We start from the raw sequence: 26,020 nt of genomic DNA, 5'->3' as shown, positions 1-26,020 counted from the left end.
TTCTGCGATGGGGGGTGGCCGCAAGCGGCTCAGCGGCCTGGCGCCGCCAGCAGCCGCGCCAGGTGACCGGCCAGTTGCTGCAGCGATTCCAGGTTGTGTACCGCAAGCATGGCATGGGCATGACGATGCAGCACGGCCGCCCCCTGGGCCAGTGGGGCATACCCGTCAAAGCGCAGCAGCGGGTTGAGCCACAGCAGCCGCGCGCTATGGCGGCGCAGCCAGGCCAGTTCGCGGTCCAGCTCGGCGGCATCGCCGGTGTCCAGGCCGTCGCTGATGATGAGCACCAGGGTGCGCCGGCCCACCAGGCCTGAAACCCGGTGGCGCGCATGCAGGCGGCGCAGTTCGCCCAGGCTGCTGCCCAGGCGCGTGCCGCCGCCAAAGTCGGCAATGGTGGCGTTGGCGCGCTCGAGCATGGCGTCGGTATCGGCCTGGGCAAAGGCCGGGCCCAGGTCGCGCAGCTCGGTGCCGAAGCTGAAGACCTGGCGGCGCAGGCCCGCATGGCGCTGCGTGCTGGTGGCCGCGTGCAGGAAAGCCAGCAGCAGCCGCGCATAGCGCTCCATGGAGCCCGAGACATCGACCAGGGCCAGCCAGGGCAGCGGCAGGCGCCGCCGTTCGCGCCGCAGCAGCTGCAGCATTTCGCCGCCGTGGTGCGATGCCGCACGCAGGCTGGCAGCCCAGTCGGGCACCGCGCCGCGCTGGCCCGTGCGCGTGCGGCGGCTGCAGTAGCGGGGCAAGGGAAGGGCAATGTCCCGGGCCAGGCGCTGCACCAGCAGGTATTCGCTGGCGCTGAGCTGGTTGAAGTCGGCATGGCGCAGGCGGTGGCGCTCGCTGGCCGTCATGGCGGCGTCCAGCTTCAGCTCTTCATCGACGGCGGCCCTGCCCTCGCCTGCCTGGCGGGGCGACAGGGCTTCCTGCACGCGCGGGCGGTGGCGCGGCGCGGACGGCCGGGGCGCCTGCGGCAGCAACTGGGCCAGCAGTTGCCTGGCCACATCGGGATTGCGGAAGTAGGCGTCGAACAGTTCGCGGAACACGGCGCGGTCCTGGGCGTTGCTCACAAATACGGCCTCCAGCGCGGCGGCCATGTCCTCGCGCGCCAGGCCGACCAGGGACAGGGCCTGCTGGGCCAGCGCCATGCGCCCGCCATCCACAGGCACGCCCGCGCGGCGCAGCGCACGCGCAAAGCCGACCAGGTTGCCTGCCAGCTTGCCGCTGCGCGCATCGCCCAGCCAGCTGGTGCGCTCGCCCCCGTCGGCGGCACCGGCTGCCCCAGCCGTCACGGCGCGGGCTCCGGCGCCAGCAGTTGCTGCAGCCGCTCGGGCGTGAGCGCGGCCACGTCCTCGCGCTGCTTGAAGAGGATGCCGGCCGTGTCGTGCACGACTTCGGGATCGACCACCAGGGTGTCCAGCGCCACCAGGGCCTTGGCCCATTCCACGCTTTCGGCAATGCCGGGCACGCGCTGGAAGGCGTCGGCAAAGGGCTGGCTGCGCAGCCGTCCCACGAAGCTCGCCACCTGGGCGGTCAGGGCCTGCCCGGCCCCGGGCACCAGGGCGCGCACGATGGCCAGCTCGCGCTCGCGCCCGGGATAGTCCAGCCAGTGGTAGAGGCAGCGGCGCTTGACGGCGTCGTGCAGGTCGCGCGTGCGGTTGCTGGTGAGCACGGTCACGGGCGGCACGCGTGCCGCCACCGTGCCCAGCTCGGGAATGCTGACCTGGTACTCGCCCAGGTATTCGAGCAGGAAGGCCTCGAAGGGCTCGTCGGCGCGGTCGATCTCGTCGATCAGCAGCACGGCGCCGGGCTCGGGCTGCTGCAGGGCCTGCAGCAGCGGGCGGCTTACCAGGTAGCGCTCCTGGTACACCTCCTGCTCGGCGCGCTGCATGCGGTCCCGCTCCGGTGCAGCCGCGGGCTGCGCCGAGGCCAGCTCGGCCGCACGCAGGTGCAGCAGCTGGGCCGCGTAGTTCCATTCATACAGCGCCTCGCGCTGCTCCATGCCGTCATAGCACTGCAGCCGGATCAGGCGGCGCGCCAGCACGCGTGCCAGCGCCTGGGCCAGCGCGGTCTTGCCCACGCCGGGCTCGCCCTCCAGCAGCAGCGGCCGCTGCAGCCGCAGGGCCAGGAAGACGGCCGTGGCCAGGCGCCGGTCGGCGAAATAGCCTTCGGCCTGCAGCGCGGCGACCAGGGCGTCTATGGAGGCAATGGCTTGCTCGGAAGGCATCCGCCGTGTCACCCCAGCATCTGCGATACCGCACGCTGCGTCTGCACGCTGATCAACTGCGCCCGGTAGCGCGCGCTGGCATGCAGGTCGCTGTTGAGGTCGGCATGGTCGATCAGCACCTGGGCGGCCGCGTCGGGCGTGAAGCTCTGGTTGAGCGCGGCCTCCAGCCCCGCATGGCGGAACACGCTGAGCCCGGCGCCCGTGATGGCCACGCGCACGCCGCCGTCGGTCTGGGCGACGAAGACGCCCACCAGGGCGAAGCGCGAGGCGGGCTGCTTGAACTTGAGGTAGGCGGCCTTCTTCGGCACGGGAAAGCGCACGGCCGTGATCAGCTCGCCGCTGCCCAGCGCCGTGGTGTACATGCCCTGGAAGAAGTCGTCGGCCGCGATCTCGCGCCGGTCGGTGACGACGGTGGCGCCCAGGCCCAGCACGGCGCTGGGGTAGCAGGCAGCGGGGTCGTTGTTGGCCAGCGAACCGCCGATGGTGCCGCGCGCACGCACTTGGCGGTCGCCGATGCCGCCGGCCAGCTCGGCCAGGGCCGGGATGGCGGCCTGGACCTGCGGGTTGGCGGCCACGTCGGCATGGCGCGTCATGGCGCGGATTTCCACGGTCTGGCCGTTGACGGCAATGCCGGCCAGGCCCTGGACGCGGTTCAGGTCCACGATCTGTTCGGGCCGCGCCAGGCGCAGGCGCATCGATGGCAGCAGGCTCTGGCCTCCGGCCAGGTACTGGCCTCCCTGCGCGGCCAGCGCGGCGGCGTCGGCCGTGGTGCCAGGGGCTTCATAGGTGAATGCGTACATGGCGCTCTCCTCAGGAAGTGGCTGCGGCGTCGATGGCCGACCAGACACGGTGCGGGCTGGCCGGCATGTCCAGGTCCCTGACACCCAGGGGATGCAGTGCGTCGAGCACGGCATTGATGACGGCGGGCGGCGAGCCTATGGCCCCCGCCTCGCCGCAGCCCTTGGTGCCCAGCGGGTTGTGCGTGCAGGGCGTGCAGACGGTGCCGAGCTTGAACTCGGGGAAATCGTCGGCGCGCGGCATGGCGTAGTCCATGAAGCTGCCGGTGAGCAGCTGGCCGGTCTCGCGGTCGTAGACGCAGTTTTCCAGCAGCGCCTGGCCTATGCCCTGGGCCACGCCGCCGTGCACCTGGCCTTCGACGATCATGGGATTGATGATGGTGCCGAAGTCGTCCACGGCGCTGAAGCGGTCCACGCGCACCACGCCCGTGGCCGGGTCCACCTCGACCTCGCAGATGTAGGTGCCTGCGGGGAAGGTGAAGTTGGTGGGGTCGTAGAAGGCGGTTTCATTGAGGCCGGGCTCCAGCTTGTCCAGCGGATAGTTGTGCGGCACATAGGCGGTGAGCGCGATATGGGCGAAGGGGATTTTCTTGTCCGTGCCGCGCACCGTGAACTCGCCGCCCGCGAAGTCGATGTCGGCGTCGCTGGCTTCCATCAGGTGGGCCGCGATCTTTTTGGCCTTGGCCTCGATCTTGTCCAGCGCCTTCATGATGGCCGCGCCGCCCACGCTGATGGAGCGCGAGCCATAGGTGCCCATGCCGAAGGGCACACGGCCCGTGTCGCCGTGGACGATGTCCACGTTCTCTACGGGTATCCCCAGGCGCGCGGCCACCACCTGGGCAAAGGTGGTCTCGTGCCCCTGGCCGTGGCTGTGCGAGCCCGTGAACACGGTGACGCTGCCCGTGGGGTGCACGCGCACCTCGCCGCATTCGAACAGGCCGGCCCGCGCGCCCAGGGCGCCCGCGATGTTGCTGGGCGCCAGGCCGCAGGCTTCGATGTAGCTGCTGTAGCCCAGGCCGCGCCTGAGGCCCCGCGCCTCGCTGTCGGCACGGCGCGCGGCAAAGCCGGCCACGTCGGCCAGGGCCTCGGCCTTGTCCATGCAGGCGCCATAGTCGCCCACGTCGTACTGCAGGGCCACGGGCGTCTGGTAGGGGAAGCTGGTGACGAAGTTGCGCCGCCGTATCTCGGCCTGGGACAGGTTCAGCTGCCAGGCGCAGCGGCTGACCAGGCGCTCCAGCAGGTAGGTGGCCTCGGGCCGGCCCGCGCCCCGGTAGGCATCGACGGGCGCGGTGTGGGTGAACCAGGCATCGACTTCCACATAGACCTGGGGCGTGGCGTACTGGCCGGCCAGCAGGGTGGCATAGAGGATGGTGGGCACGGCGCTGGCGAAGGTGCTCAGGTAGGCGCCCAGGTTGGCATCCGTGTGCACGCGCATGGCCAGGAATTTGCCGCTGGCGTCCATGGCCATCTCGGCATGGCTGACGTGGTCGCGGCCATGGGCGTCGGTGAGGAAGGACTCGCTGCGGTCGGCCGTCCACTTGATGGAACGATTGAGCTTGCGCGCCCCCCAGGTCAGGCAGACATCCTCGGCATACAGGAAGATCTTGGAGCCGAAGCCGCCGCCCACGTCGGGCGCGATCACGCGCACCTTGTGCTCGGGCAGGCCCATGACGAAGGCCGTCATCAGCAGCCGCTCGACGTGCGGGTTCTGGTTGGCCACGTACAGCGTGTACTCGTCATTGGCGCGGCTGTAGCTGCCGATGGCCGCGCGCGGCTCCATGGCGTTGGGAATCAGGCGGTTGTTGACCAGGTCCAGCTGGGCGACGTGGGCGGCACCGGCGAACACGGCATCCACGGCGGCCTTGTCGCCGATGGCCCATTTGTAGCAGTGGTTGTCGGGGGCGATGTCATGCACCACCGCGCCGGGCACGCTGCCCGCCGCCGCGTCGGCCACCAGCACCACGGCGGGCAGCGGGTCGTAGTCCACCTCCACCAGCTCGGCCGCGTCGCGCGCCTGCTCCAGCGTCTCGGCCACGACCATGGCGACCTGGTCGCCCACGTAGCGCACGGTGTCCAGCGCCAGGATGGGATGCGGCGGCTCCTTCATGGGCTCGCCGTTGGTGCTGGTGATCAGCCAGCCGCAGGGCAGGCCGTTGATCTTGTCGGCCGCCACGTCGGCGCCCGTGAGCACGCCGATGACGCCGGGCGCGGCCTTGGCCGCGTCGGTGGACACGGAGCGCACACGCGCATGCGCGTGCGGCGAGCGCACGAACACCGCATGGGCCTGGGCGGCCAGCGCGATGTCGTCGGTGTACTGGCCCGCGCCCGTGAGGAAGCGGTAGTCCTCCTTGCGCTTGACGGGCTCGCCGATGTGGGGGAGCTTGGAAAAGTCGGATGCACCCATGGCTGTCTCCTTGTGGTGACCTGCGGCGCTCAGGCCGCAGGTCCTGCCATGGCCTGGCTGCCCTTTTTCACGGCAGCCACGATGTTCTGGTAGCCCGTGCAGCGGCACAGGTTGCCCTCCAGCGCCTCGCGGATCTCGCGATCGCCCGCGCACGGCTGGCGCTGGCACAGGTCCACGGCGCTCATGACCATGCCCGGCGTGCAAAAGCCGCATTGCAGGCCGTGGCACTCCTTGAAGGCCGCCTGCATGGGGTGCAGGCCGCCGTCGATATCCGCCAGCCCTTCGATGGTGCGCACCTCGCAGCCCTCGGCCTGCACGGCCAGCATGGCGCAGGACTTGACGGCGTGGCCGTCGACGATGACGGTGCAGGCTCCGCACTGGCTGGTGTCGCAGCCCACATGCGTGCCGGTCAGGCGCAGGTGCTCGCGCAGCGCATGCACGAGCAAGGTGTTGGGAGGAACATCAATGCGCTGCGCGCGCCCGTTGACGGTGAGCTGGACATTCATCGTGCTGTCTCCTGCCTGTGATCGGCGGTGATCTGGAACGTGGGGGAACGCCGGAAACCTCGCCTGCCATGGTCGCCCTGCCCGCAGGCGCCCGTTCTAGGGTTGACCCGCAAGCCCGGGCCGGGCGGCGCGGATATTCTCAAAATGACACAGTTGCCTGCGCAGCCTCCGCCATCAGCGGCCGGGTCTTCGCCTGCGCCCGCTTGTGCACCCGCTTCTGCACCCGCCTGCCAGCCCGTTCGCAATCCCTTGCCAGCCAGCCACAGGAGTCCCCGCCCCATGTTCGCCCTGAGCCCCGACGCCGCGCAGCCCTGCCCCGCCGATCCGCGCCACCAGCAGGTCGCCCGGGCCCGCAGCCTGGCTTTCGGCGATCAGGCGCTGGCCGGTTCACCGCCCGGCATCGCACCCTGGCTGTGGCGCTCCTGGCAGCGCTGCCTGGCGGCAGGCCGGCGCCCGGACGAGCGCGTGGTCTACGAAGCATTGGGGCCGCATGCGCTGCGCCAGACCCGTGATGGCCATGAGGTGCTGCTGCAGGCCGCGCGCCCCGTGATGGCCCAGTTGGTGGGCGCCGTGGGGGCCATGCACTACTTCAGCCTGCTGACCGATGCACGCGGCACGGTGCTGGAGGTGCAGGGGCCGCTGGAGCGCAGCGACATCCGCGTGCAGGCCATCGCCCGCGTGGGCGTGGACCTGTCCGAGCAGGGCGTGGGCACCACGGCCATTGGCGCGGCCCTGGCCGAGCACAGCCCCGTCTGGCTGCACCGGGCAGAGCATTTCTTCGAGGCCAACCGCCACTACAGCTGCGCGGGTGCGCCGCTGTCCGGCCCGGACGGGAGCTGCCTGGGCATGCTGGACATCACGGGCGTGGATGTGCCGGAGCGGCCCGAACTCATGCACCTGGCGCTGCGCTGTGCCCGCGCCATAGAGGACCGGCTGCTGCGCGCCCTGCCCCATGCCCTGCTGCTGCACCTGAACTGGCCCGGCGGGCCGCTGGGCCAGGAGGGCGAAGGCCTGCTGGCCGTGGACGCCGAAGGGCATGTGGCGGGCAGCAATACCCTGGCCCGCCAGCTGGTGCCCCAGCCGCTGTCGCTGCCGGGCCAGCCGCTGCACTGCAGCGAACTGCTGGCCATGCCCTGGACGGCGCTGGTGGACCATGCGCGCCAGCGCCCCAACGAGCCGCTGCGCCTGCCGCTGTGGTCGGGCCTGCGGCTGCAGGCCCTGGTGCAGCCCGGCCCCCAGCTGCGCCAGCTGCTGCCTGCGCTGGGCACGGCGGCACTCGCTGCCGCCGCCCAGGCCAGCCCGCTGCGCGCCAGCGAGGGCGTGCTGATCGAGCAGGCCCTGCAGGACGCCCAGGGCAATGTGACCCGGGCCGCCCGCGCGCTGGGCATCAGCCGCGCCACGCTGTACCGCAAACTGGGGGCCCGCAAGCCTCACACCACCACTTGAACGGGACGTTTCCTCGGGTTCACACGGATTTCTTTTAGGGGGAGCAGGCCGCCTGCGGCGGTCGGGTCTCCGTAGAATCGACGGCTTTGGTCCATGCGCCGACAAGAGCGCTGCGCGCCGGCCTACAGGCTGGCGTACGGCGACGGACCCAATACAGCCTACTTTTTGGAGACACCATGCAGGCTTTGCTCAAATTCTCAAGGGGGGTCGACTGGCTCAACAGCCTGGTCGGGCGATGGCTTATCTGGCTGATCCTGGCCTCCACGGTCATCAGCGGCATCAATGCCATCGTGCGCAAGGTGTTGCACACCAGCTCGAACGCCTACCTCGAAGTGCAGTGGTACCTGTTCGCGGCCTCTTTCCTGCTGGCCGCCGGCTACACGCTGCTGCAGGGCGAGCATGTGAAGGTGGATGTGATCGCCAGCCGCCTGTCCAAGCGCACGCAGATCTGGATCGACATCTTCGGCTTCGTCTTCTTCCTGACCCCCATGGCGCTGGCCATCCTGTGGTTCGGCACGCCCTTCGTGATCCAGGCCATGCAGACCGGCGAGATGTCGGGCAATGCAGGCGGCCTGGTGCGCTGGCCCGTCTACCTGATGATCCCCATCGGCTTCGGGCTGCTGCTGCTGCAGGGCATGTCGGAGCTGATCAAGCGCATCGCTTTCCTGAAGGGCCTGATCGACGATCCCACGGCCAAGAAGGGCGAGAAGACCGCCGAGGAAGACCTGGCCGACGCCCTGCGCGGGCTGGCAGGTGCCAAGGACAAAAGCGGGCAAAGCGCCTGATCGGGGAAACAGACATCATGGAATTCGTAATCCACAACCTGGCCCCGATCATGTTCGCGGGGCTGATACTTTTCCTGCTCGTGGGTTTTCCCGTGGCATTCAGCCTGGGCGCCTGCGGCCTGTTCTTCGCCTTTGTCGGCATCGAACTGGGCGTGCTGCCCGAAGCCCTGCTGCAGGCCCTTCCGCTGCGCATCTTCGGCATCATGCAGAACGAGACGATGCTGGCCATACCGTTCTTCACCCTCATGGGGCTGATACTGGAGCGAAGCGGCATGGCCGAGGACCTGCTGGAGACCGTGGGCCAGCTCTTCGGCCCCGTGCGCGGCGGCGTGGCCTTTGCGGTGATCTTCGTCGGTGCGCTGCTGGCGGCGACCACGGGCGTGGTCGCGGCATCGGTGATCTCCATGGGCCTGATCTCCCTGCCCATCATGATGCGCTACGGCTATGACCGCCGGGTGGCATCGGGCGTGATCGCGGCCTCGGGCACGCTGGCGCAGATCATTCCGCCCTCGCTGGTGCTGATCGTGCTGGCCGACCAGCTGGGCCGCAGCGTGGGCGACATGTACAAGGGCGCCTTCCTGCCGGGCCTGATGCTGACGGGCTGCTATGCGCTGTTCATCGTCGTGCTGGCCATCTTCAAGCCCGCCATGGTGCCCGCCCTGCCGCCCGAGGCGCGCACGCTGCGCGAGCCCAATGGCAATTCCGGCCTGCCTTCCACCCTGGTGCTGACCGTGCTGTGCGTGGCCGCCTCCATCGTGGTGGGACAGTACATGCCCCAGCTGCACACCTGGTGGTCCGGCGAGGTGGTGGAGAAGGTCGCGCTGGACGAGACCATCGTGGTGTCCATGTGCTTCGGCGTGGCCCTGGCCTTCATCGCCGCCATGTTCAACAAGCTCACGGGCCTGCACCTGCTCAGCCGCATGGCCGAGCGCGTGACCTTCGTGCTGATCCCGCCGCTGCTGCTGATCTTCCTGGTGCTGGGCACCATCTTCCTGGGCGTTGCAACCCCCACCGAAGGCGGCGCCATGGGCGCGCTGGGCGCGGCCATCATGGCCTTCGCTCGCGGCCGCCTGAACATGGACCTGCTCAAGCAGGCGCTGATGTCCACCACCAAGCTGTCGTGCTTCGTGATGTTCATCCTGATCGGCGCGACCATGTTCGGCCTGACCTTCCAGGGCGTGGACGGCCCCAAGTGGGTGGAGGAACTGCTGGTGTCCCTGCCCGGCGGCGAGATCGGCTTCCTGATCGTGGTCAACATCATGATCTTCGTGCTGGCCTTCTTCCTGGACTTCTTCGAGCTGTCCTTCATCGTCGTGCCGCTGCTGGCTCCCGTGGCCGACAAGCTGGGCATCGACCTGGTCTGGTTCGGCGTGCTGCTGGCCGTGAACATGCAGACCTCGTTCATGCACCCGCCCTTCGGCTTCGCGCTGTTCTTCCTGCGCAGCGTGGCCCCCGCCAAGGCCTACGTGGACAAGGTCACCAAGAAGATGACCGAGCCCGTGACCACCATGCAGATCTATGCAGGTGCCATCCCCTTCGTGGTGCTGCAGCTGTTCATGGTGGCCCTGATCATCATCTTCCCCGGCATCGTCTCCAGCGGGCTGGACAAGAAGGTGGAGTACGACCTGGACAAGGTGCGCCAGGAGATGGAGGCATCCATGCCAGAGGCCATCGACTTCAACGACCCCATGTTCAACGGCGACGGCGCGAACCAGCCGCCTGCCCCCGGAGCAACGCCTGGCGAGCCTTCGGCCCCGGGCAGCGAGGACGATGCACTCAAGGCGCTGCAGGACCAGTTGCAGCGCGAGCAACCGGCCACGCCGGGCGAGAGCAAGTCCGGCAGCTGATCGCAGGCTCCCTCAAGGACAGCAAAGGCCCCGCAACCGCGGGGCCTTTTTTCGTTCGGACCCCGGCGTGCGCCGGTCCCCTGCGCCCATGAAAAAAGCCGGGCAGTGCCCGGCTTTCCCGCATGACGCCCGAGGGCGCCGCGACTTCACAGCTTTTGCGCCGACATGAAGGCGTCGTAGCGCGCCTCGGCAAAGCGGAACCACAGCACCTCGTCGCGCTGGAAGTTGCGGTAGTCGCCGTAGATCTTCTTCCATGCAGGATTTTTCTCGGCCAGCTCCGCATAGACCGCCATGGTGGTCTTGTAGGAAGCATCGAGCACGGTCTGCGGGAAGGCCAGCACCTTGGCCTTGCTGGCCACCAGTTGCTTGAGCGCGCCGGGATTGCGCGCGTCGTAGCGGGCCTGGGTGACCACATGGGCCTCGTGCGAGGCGGCCTGCACCATGGCGCGCTGCTCGGGCGTCAGCGCGGCCAAAGCCTTCTGGTTCACGTAGAACTCGAGGTTCAGGCTGCCTTCCCACCAGCCGGGGTAGTAGTAGAACGGAGCGACCTTGTTGAAGCCCAGCTTGAGGTCGTCATAGGGGCCGATCCATTCGGCCGCATCGATGGTGCCCTTTTCCAGCGCCTGGTAGATTTCGCCGCCCGGGATGTTCTGGGGCACGCCGCCCATGCGCTCGATGATCCGGCCCGCGAAGCCGCCGATGCGGAACTTCAGGCCCTTGATGTCCTCGGGTGTCTTGACCTCCTTGCGGAACCAGCCCCCCATCTGGGCGCCCGTGTTGCCGCCCAGGAAGTTGACGATGCCGTATTCGGCATAGAACTCGCGCATCAGCTTGCCGCCGTTGCCGTCCACGATCCACGCCGTGAGCTGGCGCGAGTTCATGCCGAACGGAATGGCGCCGCCAATGGCGAAGGCCTCATTCTTGCCAAAGAAGTAGTAAGGCGCCGTGTGCGCGATCTCCACCGTGCCGTTCTGCACGCCATCGACCACGCCGAAGGCAGGCATCAGCTCGCCGGCCGCATGGACCGAGACCTCGAACTTGCCGCCCGACATCTCCTTGATCGCCTTGGAGAACACCTCGGCCGAGCCGTAGATGGTGTCCAGCGAGCGCGGGAAGCTCGACGCCAGGCGCCAGCGTATTGCCGCCTGCGCGTGAACGGCCGGTGCCGCTGCGGCAGTCAACACACCGGCCAGACCGGCGTGCTTGAGTGCTTTTCTTCTGTCCATCACTGTCTCCTCCTGGTTCGCTCTGCTTGAGAGCATTCAAAAAAGGCCGGACTGCTCTTGGCAGCCCGGCCCACATACATCCTCGGAACAACAAAAAAAGCCCGCTGTCCCCTGCTGCATTCAACAGAGGGGACGCGGGCTTGGCCTGCAGGCTTGGAAGGCATGGACCGTCCTTGTGCGTGCTGCTGGCTGGGGAGACCTGGCCTTACAGCTTGGCCGTGGTCATGTAGCTGTTGTAGCGGAACTCCGAGAAGCGCTCCCACAGCAGCTGGTCGCGCTGGAAGGTGCGCAGGCTCTGGTTGATCTTCTTGAACATGGGCGACTTGGCGTCATGCTCGGCCATGATCTCCATGACGGCCTTGTAGCCGGCATCCATGAAGTCCTTGGGGAAGGCCTTGAGCTGGGTCTTGTCGGCCACCAGCTTCTTGAGTGCCACGGGGTTGTTGGCATCGTACTTGGCCGTCATGTCGCGTGCCGCCACGTTGCAGGCTGCATCGACCATGGCCTTGTACTCGGGCGACAGGGCCGCATACGCCTTGGTGTTGATGAAGAACTCCAGCTCGGCGCCGCCTTCCCACCAGCCGGGGTAGTAGTAGTAGGGAGCAACCTTGTTGAAGCCCAGCTTCTGGTCGTCGTAGGGGCCCACGAATTCCACGGCATCCAGCGTGCCCTTTTCGAGCGCCTGGTAAACCTCGCCCACGGGCATGTTCTGGGCGACCACGCCAAGCTTGAGCATGGCGTCGCCGAACAGGCCGCCGCCCAGGCGCATCTTCAGGCCCTTGAGATCGGCCACCGACTTGATTTCCTTGCGGAACCAGCCGCCCATCTGGGTGCCCGTGTTGCCGGCGCTCTGGCTCTTGATGTTGTACTGGGCATAGAACTCGTCCATGAGCTTGCGGCCGCCGCCGTGCTCCATCCAGGCATCCATCTGGCGGGCGGTCAGGCCGAAGGGCACGGCGCAGCCGAAGGCGAAGATGTAGTCCTTGCCGGTGAAGTAATAGGGCGCCGTCAGCGCCATCTCGATGGTGCCGTTCTGGATGCCGTCGACCACGCCGAAGGCGGGCATCAGCTCACCGGCCGCATGCACCGAGACTTCGAACTTGCCGCCCGACATCGCCTTGAGCGTCTTGGAGAACATTTCGGCCGAGCCGAAGATGGTGTCCAGCGACTTGGGAAAGCTCGCAGCCAGACGCCAGCGGATCGCCTCCTGGGCATGGACTGCGGGTGCGGCTCCCACAGCCAGCACGCCAGCGATTCCCGCATGTTTGATGATCGAACGACGGTCCATGAATGTCTCTCCGCGATGTGTTGTGTCAGTCAGAAAAAGCCCCCACGCCCCCCTTGCTGCGCAAGGTCCGCGGCCACCCCGAGGGGGCCGCTTTCTGCCTTGGGGCGACCCGGCGGCAAAAAAAACGCACGTTCGCACGTGCATTCACACTGTATCAGGTGGTATCGATTCTAAAAACGCCGCAAAGCAAGCGCGGACGGGGTTTTCCCCCGCGTAGTTCTGCTCGGCTGGCCGGCTGCCCGGCGCCGCTCAGGCCACGGCGCGCTCGGGTGCCAGATGGGCGCGGACCGAAGCCTCGATGCCCGCCGCATCCAGGCCCTGCAGGGCCAGCAGCTTGGCGGGATCGCCGTGCTCGATGAACTCGTCGGGCAGGCCCAGCTGCAGCAGCTGGCGCGTGATGCCGGCGGCCTGCAGCGACTCGGCCACGGCGCTGCCTGCGCCGCCCATGATGCAGCCCTCTTCCACGGTGACGATGAGCTCGTGCGTGGAGGCCACCTGGCGCAGCAGTTCCTCGTCCAGCGGCTTGGCCCAGCGCATGTTGACCACGGTGGCGTCCAGCGCCTCGGCCGCAGCCAGGGCCGGGTACAGCAGGGTGCCGAAGGCCAGGATGGCGACCTGCTTCTTGGCAGACTCGCGGCGCACCTCGCCCTTGCCGAAGGGCAGGCCCTCCAGGCTCTCCAGCGGCGCCACACCCACGCCCGCGCCACGCGGGTAGCGCACGGCCACGGGATGGTCCTGCTCGTAGGCGGTGGTGAGCAGCTGGCGGCATTCGCGCTCGTCGGCCGGGCAGGCCATGCTCATGTGCGGAATGCAGCGCACGAAGGCGATGTCATACGCACCTGCGTGCGTGGCACCATCGGCGCCGACCAGGCCTGCGCGGTCCAGCGCAAAGACCACGGGCAGCTTTTGCAGCGCCACGTCGTGGATCAACTGGTCGTAGCCGCGCTGCAGGAAGGTCGAATAGATGGCGACCACGGGCTTGAGGCCCTCGCAGGCCATGCCGGCCGCGAAGGTGACCGCATGCTGCTCGGCAATGCCCACGTCGTAGTAGCGGCCCGGAAAGCGCTTGTGGAACTCCACCATGCCCGAGCCCTCGCGCATGGCGGGGGTGATGCCCACCAGGCGCTGGTCCTTGTCCGCCATGTCGCACAGCCAATGGCCGAAGACCTGGGTGAAGGTCTGCTTCGGGGGCGTGGCCGGCTTGACCAGGCCCACGCTGGGATCGAACTTGCCGGGGCCGTGGTAGGCCACGGGATCGGCCTCGGCCAGCTTGTAGCCCTGGCCCTTCTTCGTGACCACATGCAGGAACTGCGGGCCCTTGAGGCTCTTGATGTTCTCCAGCGTGGGGATCAGCGAATCGAGGTCATGCCCGTCGATGGGGCCGATGTAGTTGAAGCCGAAGTTCTCGAACAGCGTGGCCGGCACGACCATGCCCTTGGCCTGCTGCTCCAGCCGCTTGGCCAGCTCCAGCAGCGGCGGCACCTGCTTGAGCACGCTCTTGCCCATGTCGCGCGCCTTGGCGTAGAACTGTCCGCTCATGAGCTGGGCCAGGTAGCGGTTGAGCGCGCCCACGGGCGGGCTGATGCTCATGTCGTTGTCGTTGAGGATGACCAGCAGGTTGGCATCGGTCACGCCGGCGTTGTTCAGCGCCTCGAAGGCCATGCCGGCCGTCATGGCGCCGTCGCCGATGACGGCGATGGCGCGGCGGTCCTCGCCCTTTTGCTTGGCAGCCAGGGCCATGCCCAGGGCGGCCGAGATGCTGGTGGAGGAGTGCGCCGTGCCGAAGGTGTCGTACGGGCTCTCGGCGCGCTGCGGAAAGCCCGACAGGCCGCCGAACTGGCGCAGCGAGGCCATGCGCTCGCGCCGGCCCGTGAGGATCTTGTGCGGATAGGTCTGGTGGCCCACGTCCCAGACCACGCGGTCGTAGGGCGTGTCGAACACCGCATGCAGCGCCACCGTCAGCTCCACCGTCCCCAGGTTGGAACTCAGATGCCCGCCGGTCTTGGAGACGCTGTCGAGCACATAGGCACGCAGTTGCTGGGCCAGGGTCTTGAGTTCGGCACGCGACAGACGCCTCAGATCCGAGGGATCGTCGATGGTCTGCAGCAGGGAGTAGGTGTTCGTGGTCATGCTAGGTATCTTGGAGCGGCAAGGCCGCGGTCCGTATTGTCAGTGGGTGCGGCTCACGACCATGTCGGCCAGTGCCGCCAGGGCCCGCGTGTCCGGCAGGCCGCTGCGCGCCAGCGCCGCGTGCGCCAGGGCGCACAGCTCGTCGGCATGGGCGCGGGCCTGGTCCAGGCCCAGCAGCGAGACGTAGGTCGGCTTGTCGTTGGCCGCGTCCTTGCCGGCCGTCTTGCCCAGGGTGGCCGAGTCGGCCACCACGTCGAGGATGTCATCCACCACCTGGAAGGCCACGCCCAGCGCCTGCCCGTAGTCGGACAGCGCCTGCCAGGCCTGGGCATCCACGCCCTCATTGCAGGCTGCTCCCATGAGCACGCTGGCATGCAGCAGGGCGCCGGTCTTGAGGCGGTGCATCTCGCGCAGCTGGGCCTCGCTCAGTTGCAGGCCCACGCTGGCCAGGTCGATGGCCTGGCCACCGGCCATGCCCTGCGCGCCTGCGGCACGGCCCAGCAGCCGGCACAGCCGCGCCTGCAGGGCGTCCGGCATGCTGCCGACCTGATCGGGCTCGGGAACGAGCAGCTCGAAGGCCAGCGCCTGCAGCGCATCGCCAGCCAGCAAGGCCGAGGCTTCGCCGAACTGCACATGCACCGTGGGCTTGCCACGGCGCAGCACGTCGTTGTCCATGCAGGGCATGTCGTCGTGCACCAGCGAATAGGCATGGATCAGCTCCACCGCGCAGCCGGCACGCACGGCGGCGGGCTGCAGGCCATCCACGGCCTCGGCGGCGGCCCAGACCAGCAGCGGGCGCAGGCGCTTGCCGCCATCGAGCACGGCGTAGCGCATGGCCTCGCCCAGGCCCGCAGGCGCATCCACGCCCACCCATTGCGACAGCGCGCTTTCGGTGCGCGCCAGGCGATCGGTCATCCAGCAGGGGAAATCCAGCGCGCCGGGGCCGGCCGGCTGGGAAACATCGGAAGCGCAAGTCATCACGGCACTCATGGCAATCTTCAATCCTGGCTCCACGGGGCCAGCGTCCCCTCGTCAAGCACCTTGACCTGTTCCTGCACCGCGTCGAGCTGGCCGCGGCAATAGCCGAGCAGCTGCGCCGCGCGCTGGTAGCCTGTCAGCATCTGCTCCAGAGGCAGCTGGCCCGACTCGATCTGCGCGATGAGCTGCTCCAGCTCCTGCAGCGCGGATTCGTAACTGGTGGGCTCGGCAAGAGCCTTGGGAGCAGCCTTGGGCATGGTGCGATGGCGGTGCGTTGTGGGGAACCGACGATTCTAGGCGCCCCTCCATGACCGTGCCGCCAATAACCGGACAGCCCTTGACAGGCGGCATCCGGCGCGCGCAATACACGTACCGGGCATCCGGAAATAACCCCACGGGCTATAATCCCATTCCCCGTCAAACCGGCCCCTTGCCTGGGCATACGGTCGGGCTCATCGACAAGAGACAGCGCCTCGGGCGCCGCTTCTTTTCACGTCGTGAAGCCTGCCTCCATGTCCAGGAACGGCCGGTTTTGCTTTTTCCAATCCCGTGCGCACGCGCACCCTCCCTGTGGGGAGTCTTTAGGTCAGGTCACCCATGTCTGATTTAAGTCTTCAACTGCAGCAGGCCGCAAGCCAACTACCAGTTTCCAGTTACTTCGACCCTGCGTTGTTCCAGCGCGAGTTGGAGACCATCTTTCAACGCGGCCCGCGCTACGTGGGCCACCAACTGGCCGTTCCCGAGATAGGCGACTACTACGCCCTGCCCCAGGAAAAGGAAGGCCGTGCGCTGGTGCGCAACGCCAGGGGGCAGGTGGAGTTGATCTCCAACGTCTGCCGCCACCGCCAGGCCGTGATGCTCAAGGGCCGGGGCAATCTGATGACCGAAGGCAAGGGCCATGCGGGGGGCAACATCGTCTGCCCGCTGCACCGCTGGACCTACAGCACCAGCGGCGAGCTACTGGGCGCACCGCACTTCAGCCACGATCCCTGCCTGAACCTGAACAACTACCGGCTGCGCGAGTGGAACGGTCTGCTGTTCGAGGACAACGGCCGCGACATCGAGTCCGACCTGGCCGGCATGAAGCTGCGCGAGCAGCTGAGCTTCGAGGGCTTCGTGCTCGACCATGTCGAGATGCACGAGTGCAACTACAACTGGAAGACCTTCATCGAGGTCTACCTCGAGGACTACCACGTGGGTCCCTTCCACCCGGGCCTGGGCAACTTCGTGACCTGCGACGACCTGCAGTGGGAGTTTGCCAAGGAGTACTCGGTGCAGACCGTGGGCGTGGCGCCCGGCTTTGCCCAGCCCGGCTCGGACACCTACAAGAAGTGGCACGACGTGCTGCTGGCCTACCGCAACGGCGAGCTGCCCGAACGCGGCGCGATCTGGCTGACCTACTACCCGCACATCATGGTGGAGTGGTATCCGCACGTGCTCACGGTCTCGACCCTGCACCCGCTGGCGGTTGACCGGACGCTGAACGTGGTCGAGTTCTACTACCCCGAAGAGATCGCGGCCTTCGAGCCCGAATTCGTGCAGGCGCAAAAGGCCGCCTACATGGAGACCTGCATCGAGGACGACGAGATCGGCGAGCGCATGGACGCCGGCCGCAGGGCGCTGTACGAGCGCGGCGACAACGAGGTCGGCCCCTACCAGAGCCCCATGGAAGACGGCATGCAGCACTTCCATGAGTGGTATCGCGGCGTGATGGGTGACGCAGTCCCCGCACGCTGATCTGCTCCGGCTCTCCCGACGGCCCGCATTCGTGCGGGCCGTCTGCATTGGGCCGTCTGCATCGGGCCGTCTGTATTAGGCGGCAGGCCCGCTGCACAGCTCCTCTGAATGCAAGCGCCCTGATGTGCCCAATGGGCAGGGCTGGCGGCGGCAATGCATCCCGAGGCAAGTCCAATGTCTTGGCTTATGCAATACAGTTCCTTGCGCGTGTCCCTGCCACGGCCCTGGGCCGTACGCAGCCAGGCGGCATGCGCCAAAAACAAAACCCAACCCTTTTCTCGTCCAGCGCCGCGGTCCTTGTGCGGCTCTATCCGGTCATTTATATGCAAGCCCTGTGGATGGTGGCGGCCGCATTCGTTTTCGCGGTCATGAGTGTGTGTGTGAAGTTCGCCTCCCAGGATTTCAATGCGGCGGAAATCGTCTTCTACCGCGGACTGGTCAGCATGGTGGCGCTGTGGTGGCTGGCGCGCCACCAGGGCATCTCGCTGGCCACTCGCTACCCGCGCGAGCATGCCTGGCGCAGCTTCGTGGGCGTGACGTCCATGGGCGCCTGGTTCTACTCCATCGGCCATCTGCCGCTGGCCACGGCGGCCACGTTCAACTCCATGAGCAGCATCTGGATGGCGGTCTTTCTGATCGGCCAGGGCCTGCTGCTGCGCCACCAGCTGCGCCGCCAGCCTGAATCGCATGCGCTGCGCGCGCTGCCGCCGTTTCCCTGGAGCCTGGTCGCCACCGTGGCCCTGGGCTTCGTGGGCGTGATCCTGGTGCTGCGCCCCAGCGCGGCGCCGCAGGAATTCGTGGCCAGCGCGGGCGGCCTGATCGGCGGGGTGTTCGCCGCCATGGCCTATATGCAGGTGGCCACGCTGTCGCGCATGGGCGAGCCCGAGGCGCGCGTGGTCTTCTACTTCGCACTGGGCTCGGCCGTGGCCGGTGCCCTGGCCATGTGCTTTACGGGCGTGTCCGTCTGGCCGGGCTGGCGCGCGCTGTGGCTGCTGCCCGTGGGCGTGCTGGCCGCCGTGGCCCAGGTCTGCATGACGGCGGCCTACGCCTCGGCCAGCAACAGCCGCAACACCCTGGTCGTGGCCAACCTGCAGTATTCGGGCATCGTCTTCGCGGCCCTGCTGAGCCTGGCGATGTTCGGCGAAAGCGTGCCGCTGATCGGCTGGGCCGGCATTGGCCTGATCGTGGCCAGCGGCGCCCTGGCCACGGCCCTGCGTTCGCGCGGCTGACGCCGCCGGCCCGCCTGGGGCCGTCGCATAATGGATCGGATCTTTTGCCGCAGGCGCACCACCGCCTGCACAGGCCTTCGGAGTTCCGCATCCATGACTTCCAACACCTCCTACCAGACCCTGATCTCCGTCCAGGAGCTGGCCGCGCTGCAGGCCAGCGGCCGTCCGCTGATGGTCTTCGACTGCAGCTTCGACCTGACCCAGCCTGCGGCCGGCAAGGCCCAGTATCTGCAGGCGCATATTCCAGGCGCCGTCTTCGCCGACCTGGACCATGACCTCAGCGCAAAACACGGCGTGCCCGGCGCACATGGCAGCGTGGCGGCCAGCGAGCAGGCCGCCTCGGGCGGCCGCCATCCGCTGCCCAACCGCGAACGCTTTGCCGTGTGGCTGTCCAGCATCGGTTTTTCCAACGACATGCAGGCCGTGGTCTATGACCGCAATGGTGCCAACCACTGCGGGCGCCTGTGGTGGATGCTGCAATGGGCCGGCCATGGCGATGTGGCCGTGCTCGACGGAGGTCTCCAGGCCTGGCAGGCCGCAGGCCAGCCCGTGGCATCGGGCGAGGAAAGCGCGCGCTTCCAGTCCAACTTCGAGCTGCGCGAGCCGCTGCAGCAACTGGCAACGGCGCGGCAGGTGCTCGATGCACTGGGCAGCGCAGGCCAGACCGTGGTCGATGCACGCGCCCCGGCCCGCTACCGCGGGGAGGTCGAGCCGCTGGACCCTGTGGCCGGCCACATCCCGGGCGCGCTCAACCGGCCCTTCACCGAGAACATCGCCGCCGACGGCCGCTTCAAGCCTGCCGCCCTGCTGCGCGCGGAGTTCGACCAGCTGCTGGCAGGCCGCGATCCTTCCAGCGTGGTGCACCAGTGCGGCAGCGGCGTGAGCGCGCTGCCCAACCTGCTGGCCATGCGCATTGCGGGGCTGCCGCCCGCAAGGCTGTTCGCGGGCAGCTGGAGCGAGTGGTGCAGTGACCCGAAGAGGCCGGTGGAGCGCGGCTAATTCGGCTTATGCCTCCCCTTGGGGAGGCTGCACAATGACAGCACTGTGTCAAAAGGCCGACATGCAACAACGCCACTGCAGCGGCCTGCTCCCAAGCCCCCAGACGGCGGGGCCAGAGCGAAATCGAGTCATCCAAACCTTGCTACAGGTGTAAGGTAAATCTTACAAACGCCGTCTCACAACCAGACATCCGGCGCAGACCTGCCCCGACTTCAACGGCGAAGGGCCCTCCTCCACAATCCATCTCAACAGATCGCAACAGGTTGAACATCTTGTTTCTACCCGGGCGTTGCGGCTGCCGAGATGCAAAGGATGGTCCTATGAACAATGAACAGCTGCTTGCCGAAATCCGCGAAGCCAACCTCACTTACCTGATGCTGGCCCAGACCCTGATCCGCCAGGACAAGGCCGAAGCGGTGTTCCGCCTGGGACTGAACGAAGAATCGTGCGACCTGCTGGCCGCACTGTCGGCAGCCCAGGTGCTGAAGCTGGCCTCGCGCAACACCTTGCTCGCCAGCTTCCGGGTGGACGACGAAATGGTCTGGAGCTTGCTGACCAACCACAGCAGCAACAAGATCGGCAACGGTGCGACCAACACGCTGCACGCCAACATCCTGATGGCCAGCCGCGTCTCCGAAGTCCTCTGATCCGCCTGAAGAACTCTGGAGCCCGCCATGTCCACCCCCGCCAAAAGTGTCCTGAACGAGTCCAAGCAGATCGAGCGCGCCGCCATGCTCATCGAGATGGGTGCACGCATGCAGGTGCTCGAATCCGAGACCACGCTGTCCTACGAGCGCCTGATCCGCCTGTACAAGGAGATCGCCGGCAAGTCGCCTTCCAAGGGCCAGCTGCCGTTCTCGACCGACTGGTTCCTGACCTGGCAGGAGAACATCCACAGTTCGCTGTTCCTGAATATCTACGAATACCTGTCCAAGGGCGCCGAGCTGGATGCCGTTGAACAATTGACCAAGGCCTACCGTCTCTATACCGAGCAGATCCAGGCCGCCGAACTGGAAGCGCTGCTGTCCTTCACCCGCGCATGGCGCCTGGTGAAGTTCGTCGACGCGCAGATGCTGACCCGCACCCAGTGCACGGTGTGCAAGGGCCAGTTCGTGACCGAGCCCTACGAGAACGAGCGCCACTACCAGTGCGGCCTGTGCAATCCGCCCGCACGCGCCGGCAAGAGCAAGAGCGCCGGCTCGCTGATGCTGCACTGATGATCTGCACTGCGCATCGCAACCGCGATGCCGCCACAGGAATCCAGGAATCTAGACCGTCCCGCCGCCTGCCCTGGCGGCGCAGTCCCTGGCGAACTGCGGCAGTTTCTCGCCCGGCAGGGCGCGGCTGAAGTACCAGCCCTGCACCAGCAGATCGCCCTCGAAGCCCAGGGCCTGCAACTGCGCCTCGGTCTCCACGCCCTCGGCCACCACGTTCAGCTGCAGCGCCTCGCAAAAGCGCAGCAGGCCGTCCAGCACCAGCTCGCCCTTGGCATGGCCGCTGGCCACGACGAAGCTGCGGTCGATCTTGATGGCATCCACATCGAACTGGTGCAGGTAGCTCATGGAAGAGAAGCCGGTGCCGAAGTCATCGATGGACACCTTGGCGCCCAGCGCATGGATCTGCCCTATGGCGCGGCGGATCGCCTCCACATCGCCCACCATTTCTTCCTCCGTGATCTCCACGCCGACCTGCCCCCTGGCCTGGGCCAGCAGCAGCATCAGGCGCGAGCAGTACTCGGGCGAGGTCAACGTGGCACCCGACACATTGATGCTGATCGGCATGGCAAAGCCCTCCTGGCGCCAGTGCCGGCTCTGGCGCACGGCAGCGCCCGCCACCCACAGGTCCACCTCGCGCATCAGCCCCGCATCGGCCAGCCAGCGCAGGAAACTGCCGGGCTGCTGCAAGCGGCCCTGCGCGTCCCGCGCGCGCAGCAGGGCCTCGCAGCCCAGGCACAGGCCGCTGCGGTGCGAGACCTGGGGCTGGAATTCCAGGTGGAACTCGTACTCGCTGATGCGACGGATATGCGCCAGCATGGTCTCGCGCCGGGCCTGCGCCTGGTGCGCCTGCACCAGCGGATCGCGCACGATCAGGCCAGCCTCTTCGGGCAGGCGCGAGAACGTGGTGTCCAGCGCATGCAGCACGATGGCACCGTCGTCCTGGCCCAGCCGGTCGATGGCCCGCACGTAGGGCGCATAGATCAGCGCTCCCAGGGCCGTCAATGCCAGTTGCAGCACAACGGCCGCCATGTCCCCGCCCGTGCTCACATAGGCATTGAAGAGCACGGGCGCAGTCAGCGGCAGCACCATGGAGGCCGGTGCCACCCAGCCGGCCTGCACCACCGTGACGGCCACGACCAGGTTGATGGCGGGTACCGCGAGAAACGGCACGAGCAGGCGCAGGTTCAGGATGATCGGCAGCCCGAACAGCAGGATCTCGTTGACGTTGAGCAAGGAGATGGGCAGCGCCGCCAGCGCCAGCACGCGCAGGCCCCGCCCCCGGCAAAACAGCAGCACGGCCAGCGCCAGCGACAGCGTTGCGCCGGAGCCGCCGATGAAGACGAAGGAGCCCATCAGCCCGCCGCTGAGCGCCCAGGGCGCCTGCAGCCCCTGCGCCATCGCGGCGGCATTGGCCACCACCGCCTGGTCCAGCACCTGGAAGAAGGGTTGCATGGCGTAGTACCCCTGGACGCCGAAGAACCAGAGCACGGAATTGAGCAGTGCCAGCGTCAGCCCGCTGCGGTAGGGGGTCTCTGGGCCCGCGATGGCCAGCGGCAGTTCGGCCCGCGTGAGATCCGGCAGCACCTGTTGCAGGCCCAGCAGCAGCAGCACGAGCAGCACGGCAACAAGGGCGCCGGGAACGACGAGGTTCATGACCTCGCGCACGTTCTCGCTCACGAAGCCGGTGCGCGCGATGCGCGTCCAGCGCAGCCGGCTCAGGCGCGCCATCAGGGGCACGGTGATCAGGGGGGAGGCGATGGAGATGAACAGCACCAGGGTGGCCGCCGCGCGCGGATGCTCGCTCAGCAGATAGATGGCCATCTGCACATGCGCGAAGCACAGAAAGGTCACCGGCAGGCGCGGCAGCCGGTGGCGTATGGAGAGCATGTAGCCGATGGACGCGGCCACCAGCAGCGGCAGGATGCTGCCGATCTCCGCGTGCAGGCCTGCAAGCACCCGCACCACGGGTTCGGGCTGGCCGGACATCTGCGCCAGCGCCGACAGGATGAGGAACAGGGCCGAGACCAGCAGACAGGGAACCAGCCAGAGCAGGCCCTCGCGTATGGCCCGCATGGAGTTGGCGCCGGCCAGCCTGGCCAGGCGCTGTGTCAGGAACAGTTGCACGTCCGGAAAGCCGGCCCGTGACGTCTTGTTGCCCATGGCTCCCACCCTTTTCTTCCCGGCAGAAGTCAGGCGCTCCTGTCCGGAGCACATCGTACAACGCCGGCCGCAAAGGGCTGTTGCGGCCTCCAGAGAGCAGGATCAGCCCGTGTTGCGCACCCCGGCCGCGATGCCGTTGATGGACAGGTGGATGCCGGTCTTGATGCGCTCATCGGTCTGGCCTGCGCGCCAGCGGCGCACCAGCTCCACCTGCAGATGGTGCAGCGGATCGATGTAGGGGAAGCGATGGCGAATGGAGCGCGCCAGCGCTTCGTTGTGGGCCAGGCGCTGCTTGTCGCCCGTGATGCGCGCCAGCGCATCGACGGTGCTGTGCCACTCGGCCTCGATGGCGCTGAAGATACGGCGGCGCAGGCGCGCGTCCGGCACCAGGTCGGCATAGCGCGAGGCCAGGTTCAGGTCGCTCTTGGCCAGCACCATGTCCATGTTGGACAGCAGGGTACGGAAGAACGGCCACTGGCGGTACATCTTCTGCAGCAGGGCCAGCTGGGCCTTGCCATCCTTGCCCGGCTGGTCGATGAAGGCCTTGACCGCGGCGCCAAAGCCGTACCAGCCCGGCAGCGTGAGCCGGCACTGGCCCCAGCTGAAGCCCCAGGGAATGGCGCGCAGGTCCTCGATCTTCTGCGAGGGCTTGCGCGAGGCCGGGCGCGAGCCGATGTTCAGCTCGGCAATCTCGCGGATGGGCGTGCTGCTGAAGAAGTAGCTGGTGAAGCCGGGGGTCTCGTACACCAGGGCGCGGTAGGCGCCCATGCTGGCGTCGGACAGGAAGGCCGCCGCATCCAGGAAGGCGCGCGTGGCCGGCTTGGTCGGCTGCAGCAGCGTGGCCTCCAGCGTGGCGGCCACCAGGGTCTCCAGGTTGCGCCGGCCGATCTCGGGGTTGGCGTACTTGGAGGCGATGACCTCGCCCTGCTCGGTCAGCCGGATCTGGCCGCGCACCGTGCCCGGGGGCTGGGCCAGGATGGCCTGGTAGCTGGGGCCGCCGCCCCGGCCCACGGTGCCGCCGCGGCCATGGAACATGCGCAGGCTGATGCCATGGCTGTCGGCCAGCTCGTCGAACAGCTCGACCAGCGAGATCTCGGCGCGGTACAGCTCCCAGTTGCTGGTGAAGATGCCGCCGTCCTTGTTGCTGTCGCTGTAGCCCAGCATGATGTCCTGCTCGCCGCCGCTGCGCTGCACCATGGCCGCCACGCCGGGCAGCTGGAAGTAGCGGCGCATGATGGGCGAGGCGCTGCGCAGGTCGCCAATGGTCTCGAACAGCGGCACGACGATCACGTCGCAGATGGCGCCGTCGTCCAGCGTGCCGCGCAGCAGCCCGGCCTCCTTTTGCAGCAGCAGCACTTCCAGCAGGTCGCTGACCGATTCGGTGTGGCTGATGATGCAGTGGCGTATGGCCTCGGCGCCCAGGGCCGCGCGCAGGCGGCGCGCGGTCTCGAAGATGGCCAGTTCGCCGCGCGCATGCTCGGAATAGTCGGCGCCCACCACGCGCAGCGGCCGCGCCTCTTCCAGCAGGCGCACCAGCAGGGCGCACTTGGCGTCTTCCTGCAGGCCCGAGTAGTCGGGCTCCAGGCGCGCCGCAGCCAGCAGCTCGGCCACCACTTCCTCATGCTTGTCCGAGCTTTGGCGCAGGTCCACCGTGGCCAGGTGGAAACCGAAGACCTGCACGGCGCGCATCAGCGGGCGCAGGCGCTGGGGCGCCAGCACCTCGCCGTGATTGCGGCTCAGGGAATCATCGATGACGCGCAGGTCGGCCAGGAACTCCTCGGGCGAGGCATAGGCGTTCTGCGGCGCCACGGCATGGCGCGCGGCCTCGCCGCCCGTCAGGCCCTTGAGCGTGGCGGCCAGGCGCGCATAGATGCCGGTGAGCGCGCGGCGGTAGGGCTCGTCGGAGCGGTGCTCGTTGGTGTCGGGCGAGCGCTCTGCCAGGGCCTGCATCTCGGTGGACACATCAGTCAGGCGCTGGGACAGCGACAGCTCGCCGCCCAGGTAGTGCACCTCGCGCAGATAGTGGCGCAGCGCCACGTCGGCCTGGCGCGACAGCGCCAGCTCCAGGCTCTGGGCCGTCACATTGGGGTTGCCATCGCGGTCGCCGCCGATCCAGTGGCCCATGCGCAGGAAGCTGTGCACGGGCAGGGTGTTGCCCAGCTCCTGCTCCAGCTGCGCATACAGCTTGGGGATCTCGCGCAGGAAGGTGGCTTCGTAGTAGGACAGCGCGTTTTCGATCTCGTCGGCCACGGTGAGCTTGGAGTAGCGCAGCAGGCGTGTCTGCCACAGCTGGCTGACACGGGCGCGCAGCTGGGCCTCGTTGCGTTCCAGCTCGCGCGGGGTGAGCGCGTCCTTGGCGCTGTTGTACAGCTGGGCGCGGGCCACGATGTCCTCGCGCGCGGCCAGCAGTTGGGAGATGTCGCGCTCGGCCACCAGAATGCTCTGGCGCTGCACTTCCGTGGGGTGGGCCGTGAGCACGGGCGCCACATAGCTCTTGGCCAGCGTCTGCGCCACGGTGCCGGCCGAGATGCCGGCCCAGCGCAGGCGCGCCAGCGCCACTTCGATGCTGCCTTCCTGGGTGTTGCCCGCGCGCTCGTGCACGGCGCGGCGGCGGATGTGGTGGCGGTCCTCGGCGAGGTTGGCCAGATGGCTGAAATAGGTGAAGGCGCGGATCACGCTCACCGTCTGGTCCGTCGTCAGGCCCTTGAGCAGGCGCTTGAGCGCGCGGTCGGCGGTCTCGTCGGCATCGCGGCGGAAGGTCACCGACAGCTGGCGCACCTGCTCGATCAGCTCGAAGGCCGCCACGCCTTCCTGCTCGCGGATCACATCGCCCAGAATGCGCCCCAGCAGGCGTATGTCCTCGATCAGCGGCAGGTCCTTGTCCGTCTTGCGGACAGGCTTGTCATCACGCCTGTCATCTCGCGCATTGCTCTTGCGGGGGGCGGTGGCCATCAACGAATCTCCTGGAATCGGTCAGCGTATCGGTTTGCTTGGGCTTCGGTCCTGGTGCCGGGTTTACTGCGGCGCAGCATGCTAGCATCCCGCGCTCCCCCCGAGGC

20 protein-coding genes are annotated in these 26,020 nt (G+C 67.8%); 8 read left to right on the top strand and 12 right to left on the bottom strand.

Features of this window, described 5'->3' with window-relative positions; all coding sequences use genetic code 11:
* Positions 1 to 29: 29 nt before the first annotated feature.
* From ACUTR7_RS18860 to ACUTR7_RS18840, 5 genes are read right to left on the bottom strand one after another with little or no spacing between them, the layout of a single operon-like run.
* On the bottom strand, positions 30 to 1,277 hold the full coding sequence (locus tag ACUTR7_RS18860; protein ID WP_445609520.1) for a vWA domain-containing protein: 1,248 nt from the start codon (positions 1,275 to 1,277) through the stop codon (positions 30 to 32).
* Positions 1,274 to 2,212, bottom strand: a complete 939-nt coding sequence (locus tag ACUTR7_RS18855; RefSeq protein ID WP_445609519.1) for an AAA family ATPase — start codon at positions 2,210 to 2,212, stop codon at positions 1,274 to 1,276. Before ACUTR7_RS18855 ends, ACUTR7_RS18860 begins: the two co-directional genes overlap by 4 nt.
* Before the next feature lie 8 nt (positions 2,213 to 2,220).
* A complete protein-coding gene (locus ACUTR7_RS18850) occupies positions 2,221 to 3,012 on the bottom strand; it encodes an FAD binding domain-containing protein (protein WP_034391301.1) in 792 nt (263 codons plus the stop codon).
* 10 nt (positions 3,013 to 3,022) lie between these two features.
* Positions 3,023 to 5,413, bottom strand: a complete 2,391-nt coding sequence (locus ACUTR7_RS18845; RefSeq protein WP_445609518.1) for a xanthine dehydrogenase family protein molybdopterin-binding subunit — start codon at positions 5,411 to 5,413, stop codon at positions 3,023 to 3,025.
* Between the two features lie 29 nt (positions 5,414 to 5,442).
* On the bottom strand, positions 5,443 to 5,919 hold the full coding sequence (locus ACUTR7_RS18840) for a (2Fe-2S)-binding protein (protein ID WP_013803615.1): 477 nt from the start codon (positions 5,917 to 5,919) through the stop codon (positions 5,443 to 5,445).
* A gap of 279 nt (positions 5,920 to 6,198) precedes the next feature.
* On the opposite strand from ACUTR7_RS18840, the gene ACUTR7_RS18835 reads away from it, so the two are divergent.
* From ACUTR7_RS18835 to ACUTR7_RS18825, 3 genes are all read left to right on the top strand, one after another.
* Positions 6,199 to 7,365: a helix-turn-helix domain-containing protein gene (locus ACUTR7_RS18835; protein ID WP_445609517.1), complete on the top strand. Its 1,167-nt coding sequence runs from the start codon at positions 6,199 to 6,201 to the stop codon at positions 7,363 to 7,365.
* Positions 7,366 to 7,541: 176 nt separating this feature from the next.
* Positions 7,542 to 8,150: a TRAP transporter small permease subunit gene (locus tag ACUTR7_RS18830; RefSeq protein ID WP_034391292.1), complete on the top strand. Its 609-nt coding sequence runs from the start codon at positions 7,542 to 7,544 to the stop codon at positions 8,148 to 8,150.
* Positions 8,151 to 8,167: 17 nt separating this feature from the next.
* A complete protein-coding gene (locus ACUTR7_RS18825; RefSeq protein WP_065346830.1) occupies positions 8,168 to 9,997 on the top strand; it encodes a TRAP transporter large permease in 1,830 nt (609 codons plus the stop codon).
* A 146-nt stretch (positions 9,998 to 10,143) separates the two neighbouring features.
* Here ACUTR7_RS18825 and ACUTR7_RS18820 read toward each other — a convergent pair whose 3' ends face one another.
* The 5 genes from ACUTR7_RS18820 to xseB form a co-directional block, all read right to left on the bottom strand.
* A complete protein-coding gene (locus tag ACUTR7_RS18820; protein WP_034391287.1) occupies positions 10,144 to 11,223 on the bottom strand; it encodes a TRAP transporter substrate-binding protein in 1,080 nt (359 codons plus the stop codon).
* Between the two features lie 205 nt (positions 11,224 to 11,428).
* The gene (locus ACUTR7_RS18815; RefSeq protein ID WP_012204166.1) at positions 11,429 to 12,511 is read right to left on the bottom strand and encodes a TRAP transporter substrate-binding protein; all 1,083 of its coding nucleotides are present in this window, start codon (positions 12,509 to 12,511) and stop codon (positions 11,429 to 11,431) included.
* A gap of 249 nt (positions 12,512 to 12,760) precedes the next feature.
* Positions 12,761 to 14,641 carry a 1-deoxy-D-xylulose-5-phosphate synthase gene (dxs, locus tag ACUTR7_RS18810; RefSeq protein ID WP_043783320.1) on the bottom strand — a complete coding sequence of 627 codons (1,881 nt, stop codon included), beginning with the start codon at positions 14,639 to 14,641 and terminating at the stop codon, positions 12,761 to 12,763.
* 39 nt (positions 14,642 to 14,680) lie between these two features.
* Positions 14,681 to 15,631 (bottom strand): polyprenyl synthetase family protein, encoded by a 951-nt coding sequence (locus ACUTR7_RS18805; protein ID WP_445609516.1) that lies wholly within the window; start codon positions 15,629 to 15,631, stop codon positions 14,681 to 14,683.
* Positions 15,632 to 15,639: 8 nt separating this feature from the next.
* Positions 15,640 to 15,876: an exodeoxyribonuclease VII small subunit gene (xseB, locus tag ACUTR7_RS18800; RefSeq protein ID WP_012204163.1), complete on the bottom strand. Its 237-nt coding sequence runs from the start codon at positions 15,874 to 15,876 to the stop codon at positions 15,640 to 15,642.
* Between the two features lie 340 nt (positions 15,877 to 16,216).
* On the opposite strand from xseB, the gene ACUTR7_RS18795 reads away from it, so the two are divergent.
* From ACUTR7_RS18795 to flhC, 5 genes are all read left to right on the top strand, one after another.
* Positions 16,217 to 17,356, top strand: coding sequence for an aromatic ring-hydroxylating oxygenase subunit alpha (locus ACUTR7_RS18795; RefSeq protein ID WP_099751925.1), 1,140 nt, complete (start codon positions 16,217 to 16,219; stop codon positions 17,354 to 17,356).
* A 323-nt stretch (positions 17,357 to 17,679) separates the two neighbouring features.
* Positions 17,680 to 18,585, top strand: coding sequence for a DMT family transporter (locus ACUTR7_RS18790; protein ID WP_063326876.1), 906 nt, complete (start codon positions 17,680 to 17,682; stop codon positions 18,583 to 18,585).
* A 93-nt stretch (positions 18,586 to 18,678) separates the two neighbouring features.
* Positions 18,679 to 19,584, top strand: a complete 906-nt coding sequence (locus tag ACUTR7_RS18785; RefSeq protein ID WP_445609515.1) for a sulfurtransferase — start codon at positions 18,679 to 18,681, stop codon at positions 19,582 to 19,584.
* A gap of 320 nt (positions 19,585 to 19,904) precedes the next feature.
* Entirely contained in the window at positions 19,905 to 20,231 is a 327-nt protein-coding gene (flhD, locus tag ACUTR7_RS18780) for a flagellar transcriptional regulator FlhD (RefSeq protein WP_012204159.1), read from the top strand.
* 27 nt (positions 20,232 to 20,258) lie between these two features.
* Positions 20,259 to 20,801: a flagellar transcriptional regulator FlhC gene (gene flhC, locus ACUTR7_RS18775; RefSeq protein WP_012204158.1), complete on the top strand. Its 543-nt coding sequence runs from the start codon at positions 20,259 to 20,261 to the stop codon at positions 20,799 to 20,801.
* Positions 20,802 to 20,852: 51 nt separating this feature from the next.
* Here flhC and ACUTR7_RS18770 read toward each other — a convergent pair whose 3' ends face one another.
* Both ACUTR7_RS18770 and ppc read right to left on the bottom strand, forming a co-directional pair.
* On the bottom strand, positions 20,853 to 22,961 hold the full coding sequence (locus tag ACUTR7_RS18770; protein WP_445609514.1) for a PTS sugar transporter subunit IIC/EAL domain-containing protein: 2,109 nt from the start codon (positions 22,959 to 22,961) through the stop codon (positions 20,853 to 20,855).
* Between the two features lie 102 nt (positions 22,962 to 23,063).
* Positions 23,064 to 25,913, bottom strand: a complete 2,850-nt coding sequence (gene ppc / locus ACUTR7_RS18765; RefSeq protein WP_013803627.1) for a phosphoenolpyruvate carboxylase — start codon at positions 25,911 to 25,913, stop codon at positions 23,064 to 23,066.
* Between the last annotated feature and the right edge of the window lie 107 nt (positions 25,914 to 26,020).

The sequence above is a fragment of the Delftia sp. NA_296.1 genome, from assembly GCF_052692095.1.
This window is presented reverse-complemented; position numbering and strand designations above follow the sequence as displayed.

Excerpts from the sequence above, each read along its gene's own strand:
- ACUTR7_RS18815 (WP_012204166.1), bottom strand. The coding sequence starts at position 12,511 with ATGGACCGTCGTTCGATCATCAAACATGCGGGAATCGCTGGCGTGCTG.
- flhD (WP_012204159.1), top strand. The coding sequence starts at position 19,905 with ATGAACAATGAACAGCTGCTTGCCGAAATCCGCGAAGCCAACCTCACT.
- ACUTR7_RS18790 (WP_063326876.1), top strand. The coding sequence starts at position 17,680 with ATGCAAGCCCTGTGGATGGTGGCGGCCGCATTCGTTTTCGCGGTCATG.
- ACUTR7_RS18855 (WP_445609519.1), bottom strand. The coding sequence starts at position 2,212 with ATGCCTTCCGAGCAAGCCATTGCCTCCATAGACGCCCTGGTCGCCGCG.
- dxs (WP_043783320.1), bottom strand. The coding sequence starts at position 14,641 with ATGACCACGAACACCTACTCCCTGCTGCAGACCATCGACGATCCCTCG.
- ACUTR7_RS18795 (WP_099751925.1), top strand. The coding sequence starts at position 16,217 with ATGTCTGATTTAAGTCTTCAACTGCAGCAGGCCGCAAGCCAACTACCA.
- ACUTR7_RS18840 (WP_013803615.1), bottom strand. The coding sequence starts at position 5,919 with ATGAATGTCCAGCTCACCGTCAACGGGCGCGCGCAGCGCATTGATGTT.
- ACUTR7_RS18805 (WP_445609516.1), bottom strand. The coding sequence starts at position 15,631 with ATGAGTGCCGTGATGACTTGCGCTTCCGATGTTTCCCAGCCGGCCGGC.
- ACUTR7_RS18825 (WP_065346830.1), top strand. The coding sequence starts at position 8,168 with ATGGAATTCGTAATCCACAACCTGGCCCCGATCATGTTCGCGGGGCTG.
- ppc (WP_013803627.1), bottom strand. The coding sequence starts at position 25,913 with ATGGCCACCGCCCCCCGCAAGAGCAATGCGCGAGATGACAGGCGTGAT.
- ACUTR7_RS18785 (WP_445609515.1), top strand. The coding sequence starts at position 18,679 with ATGACTTCCAACACCTCCTACCAGACCCTGATCTCCGTCCAGGAGCTG.
- ACUTR7_RS18850 (WP_034391301.1), bottom strand. The coding sequence starts at position 3,012 with ATGTACGCATTCACCTATGAAGCCCCTGGCACCACGGCCGACGCCGCC.
- ACUTR7_RS18845 (WP_445609518.1), bottom strand. The coding sequence starts at position 5,413 with ATGGGTGCATCCGACTTTTCCAAGCTCCCCCACATCGGCGAGCCCGTC.
- ACUTR7_RS18835 (WP_445609517.1), top strand. The coding sequence starts at position 6,199 with ATGTTCGCCCTGAGCCCCGACGCCGCGCAGCCCTGCCCCGCCGATCCG.
- flhC (WP_012204158.1), top strand. The coding sequence starts at position 20,259 with ATGTCCACCCCCGCCAAAAGTGTCCTGAACGAGTCCAAGCAGATCGAG.
- ACUTR7_RS18770 (WP_445609514.1), bottom strand. The coding sequence starts at position 22,961 with ATGGGCAACAAGACGTCACGGGCCGGCTTTCCGGACGTGCAACTGTTC.
- ACUTR7_RS18830 (WP_034391292.1), top strand. The coding sequence starts at position 7,542 with ATGCAGGCTTTGCTCAAATTCTCAAGGGGGGTCGACTGGCTCAACAGC.
- xseB (WP_012204163.1), bottom strand. The coding sequence starts at position 15,876 with ATGCCCAAGGCTGCTCCCAAGGCTCTTGCCGAGCCCACCAGTTACGAA.
- ACUTR7_RS18820 (WP_034391287.1), bottom strand. The coding sequence starts at position 11,223 with ATGGACAGAAGAAAAGCACTCAAGCACGCCGGTCTGGCCGGTGTGTTG.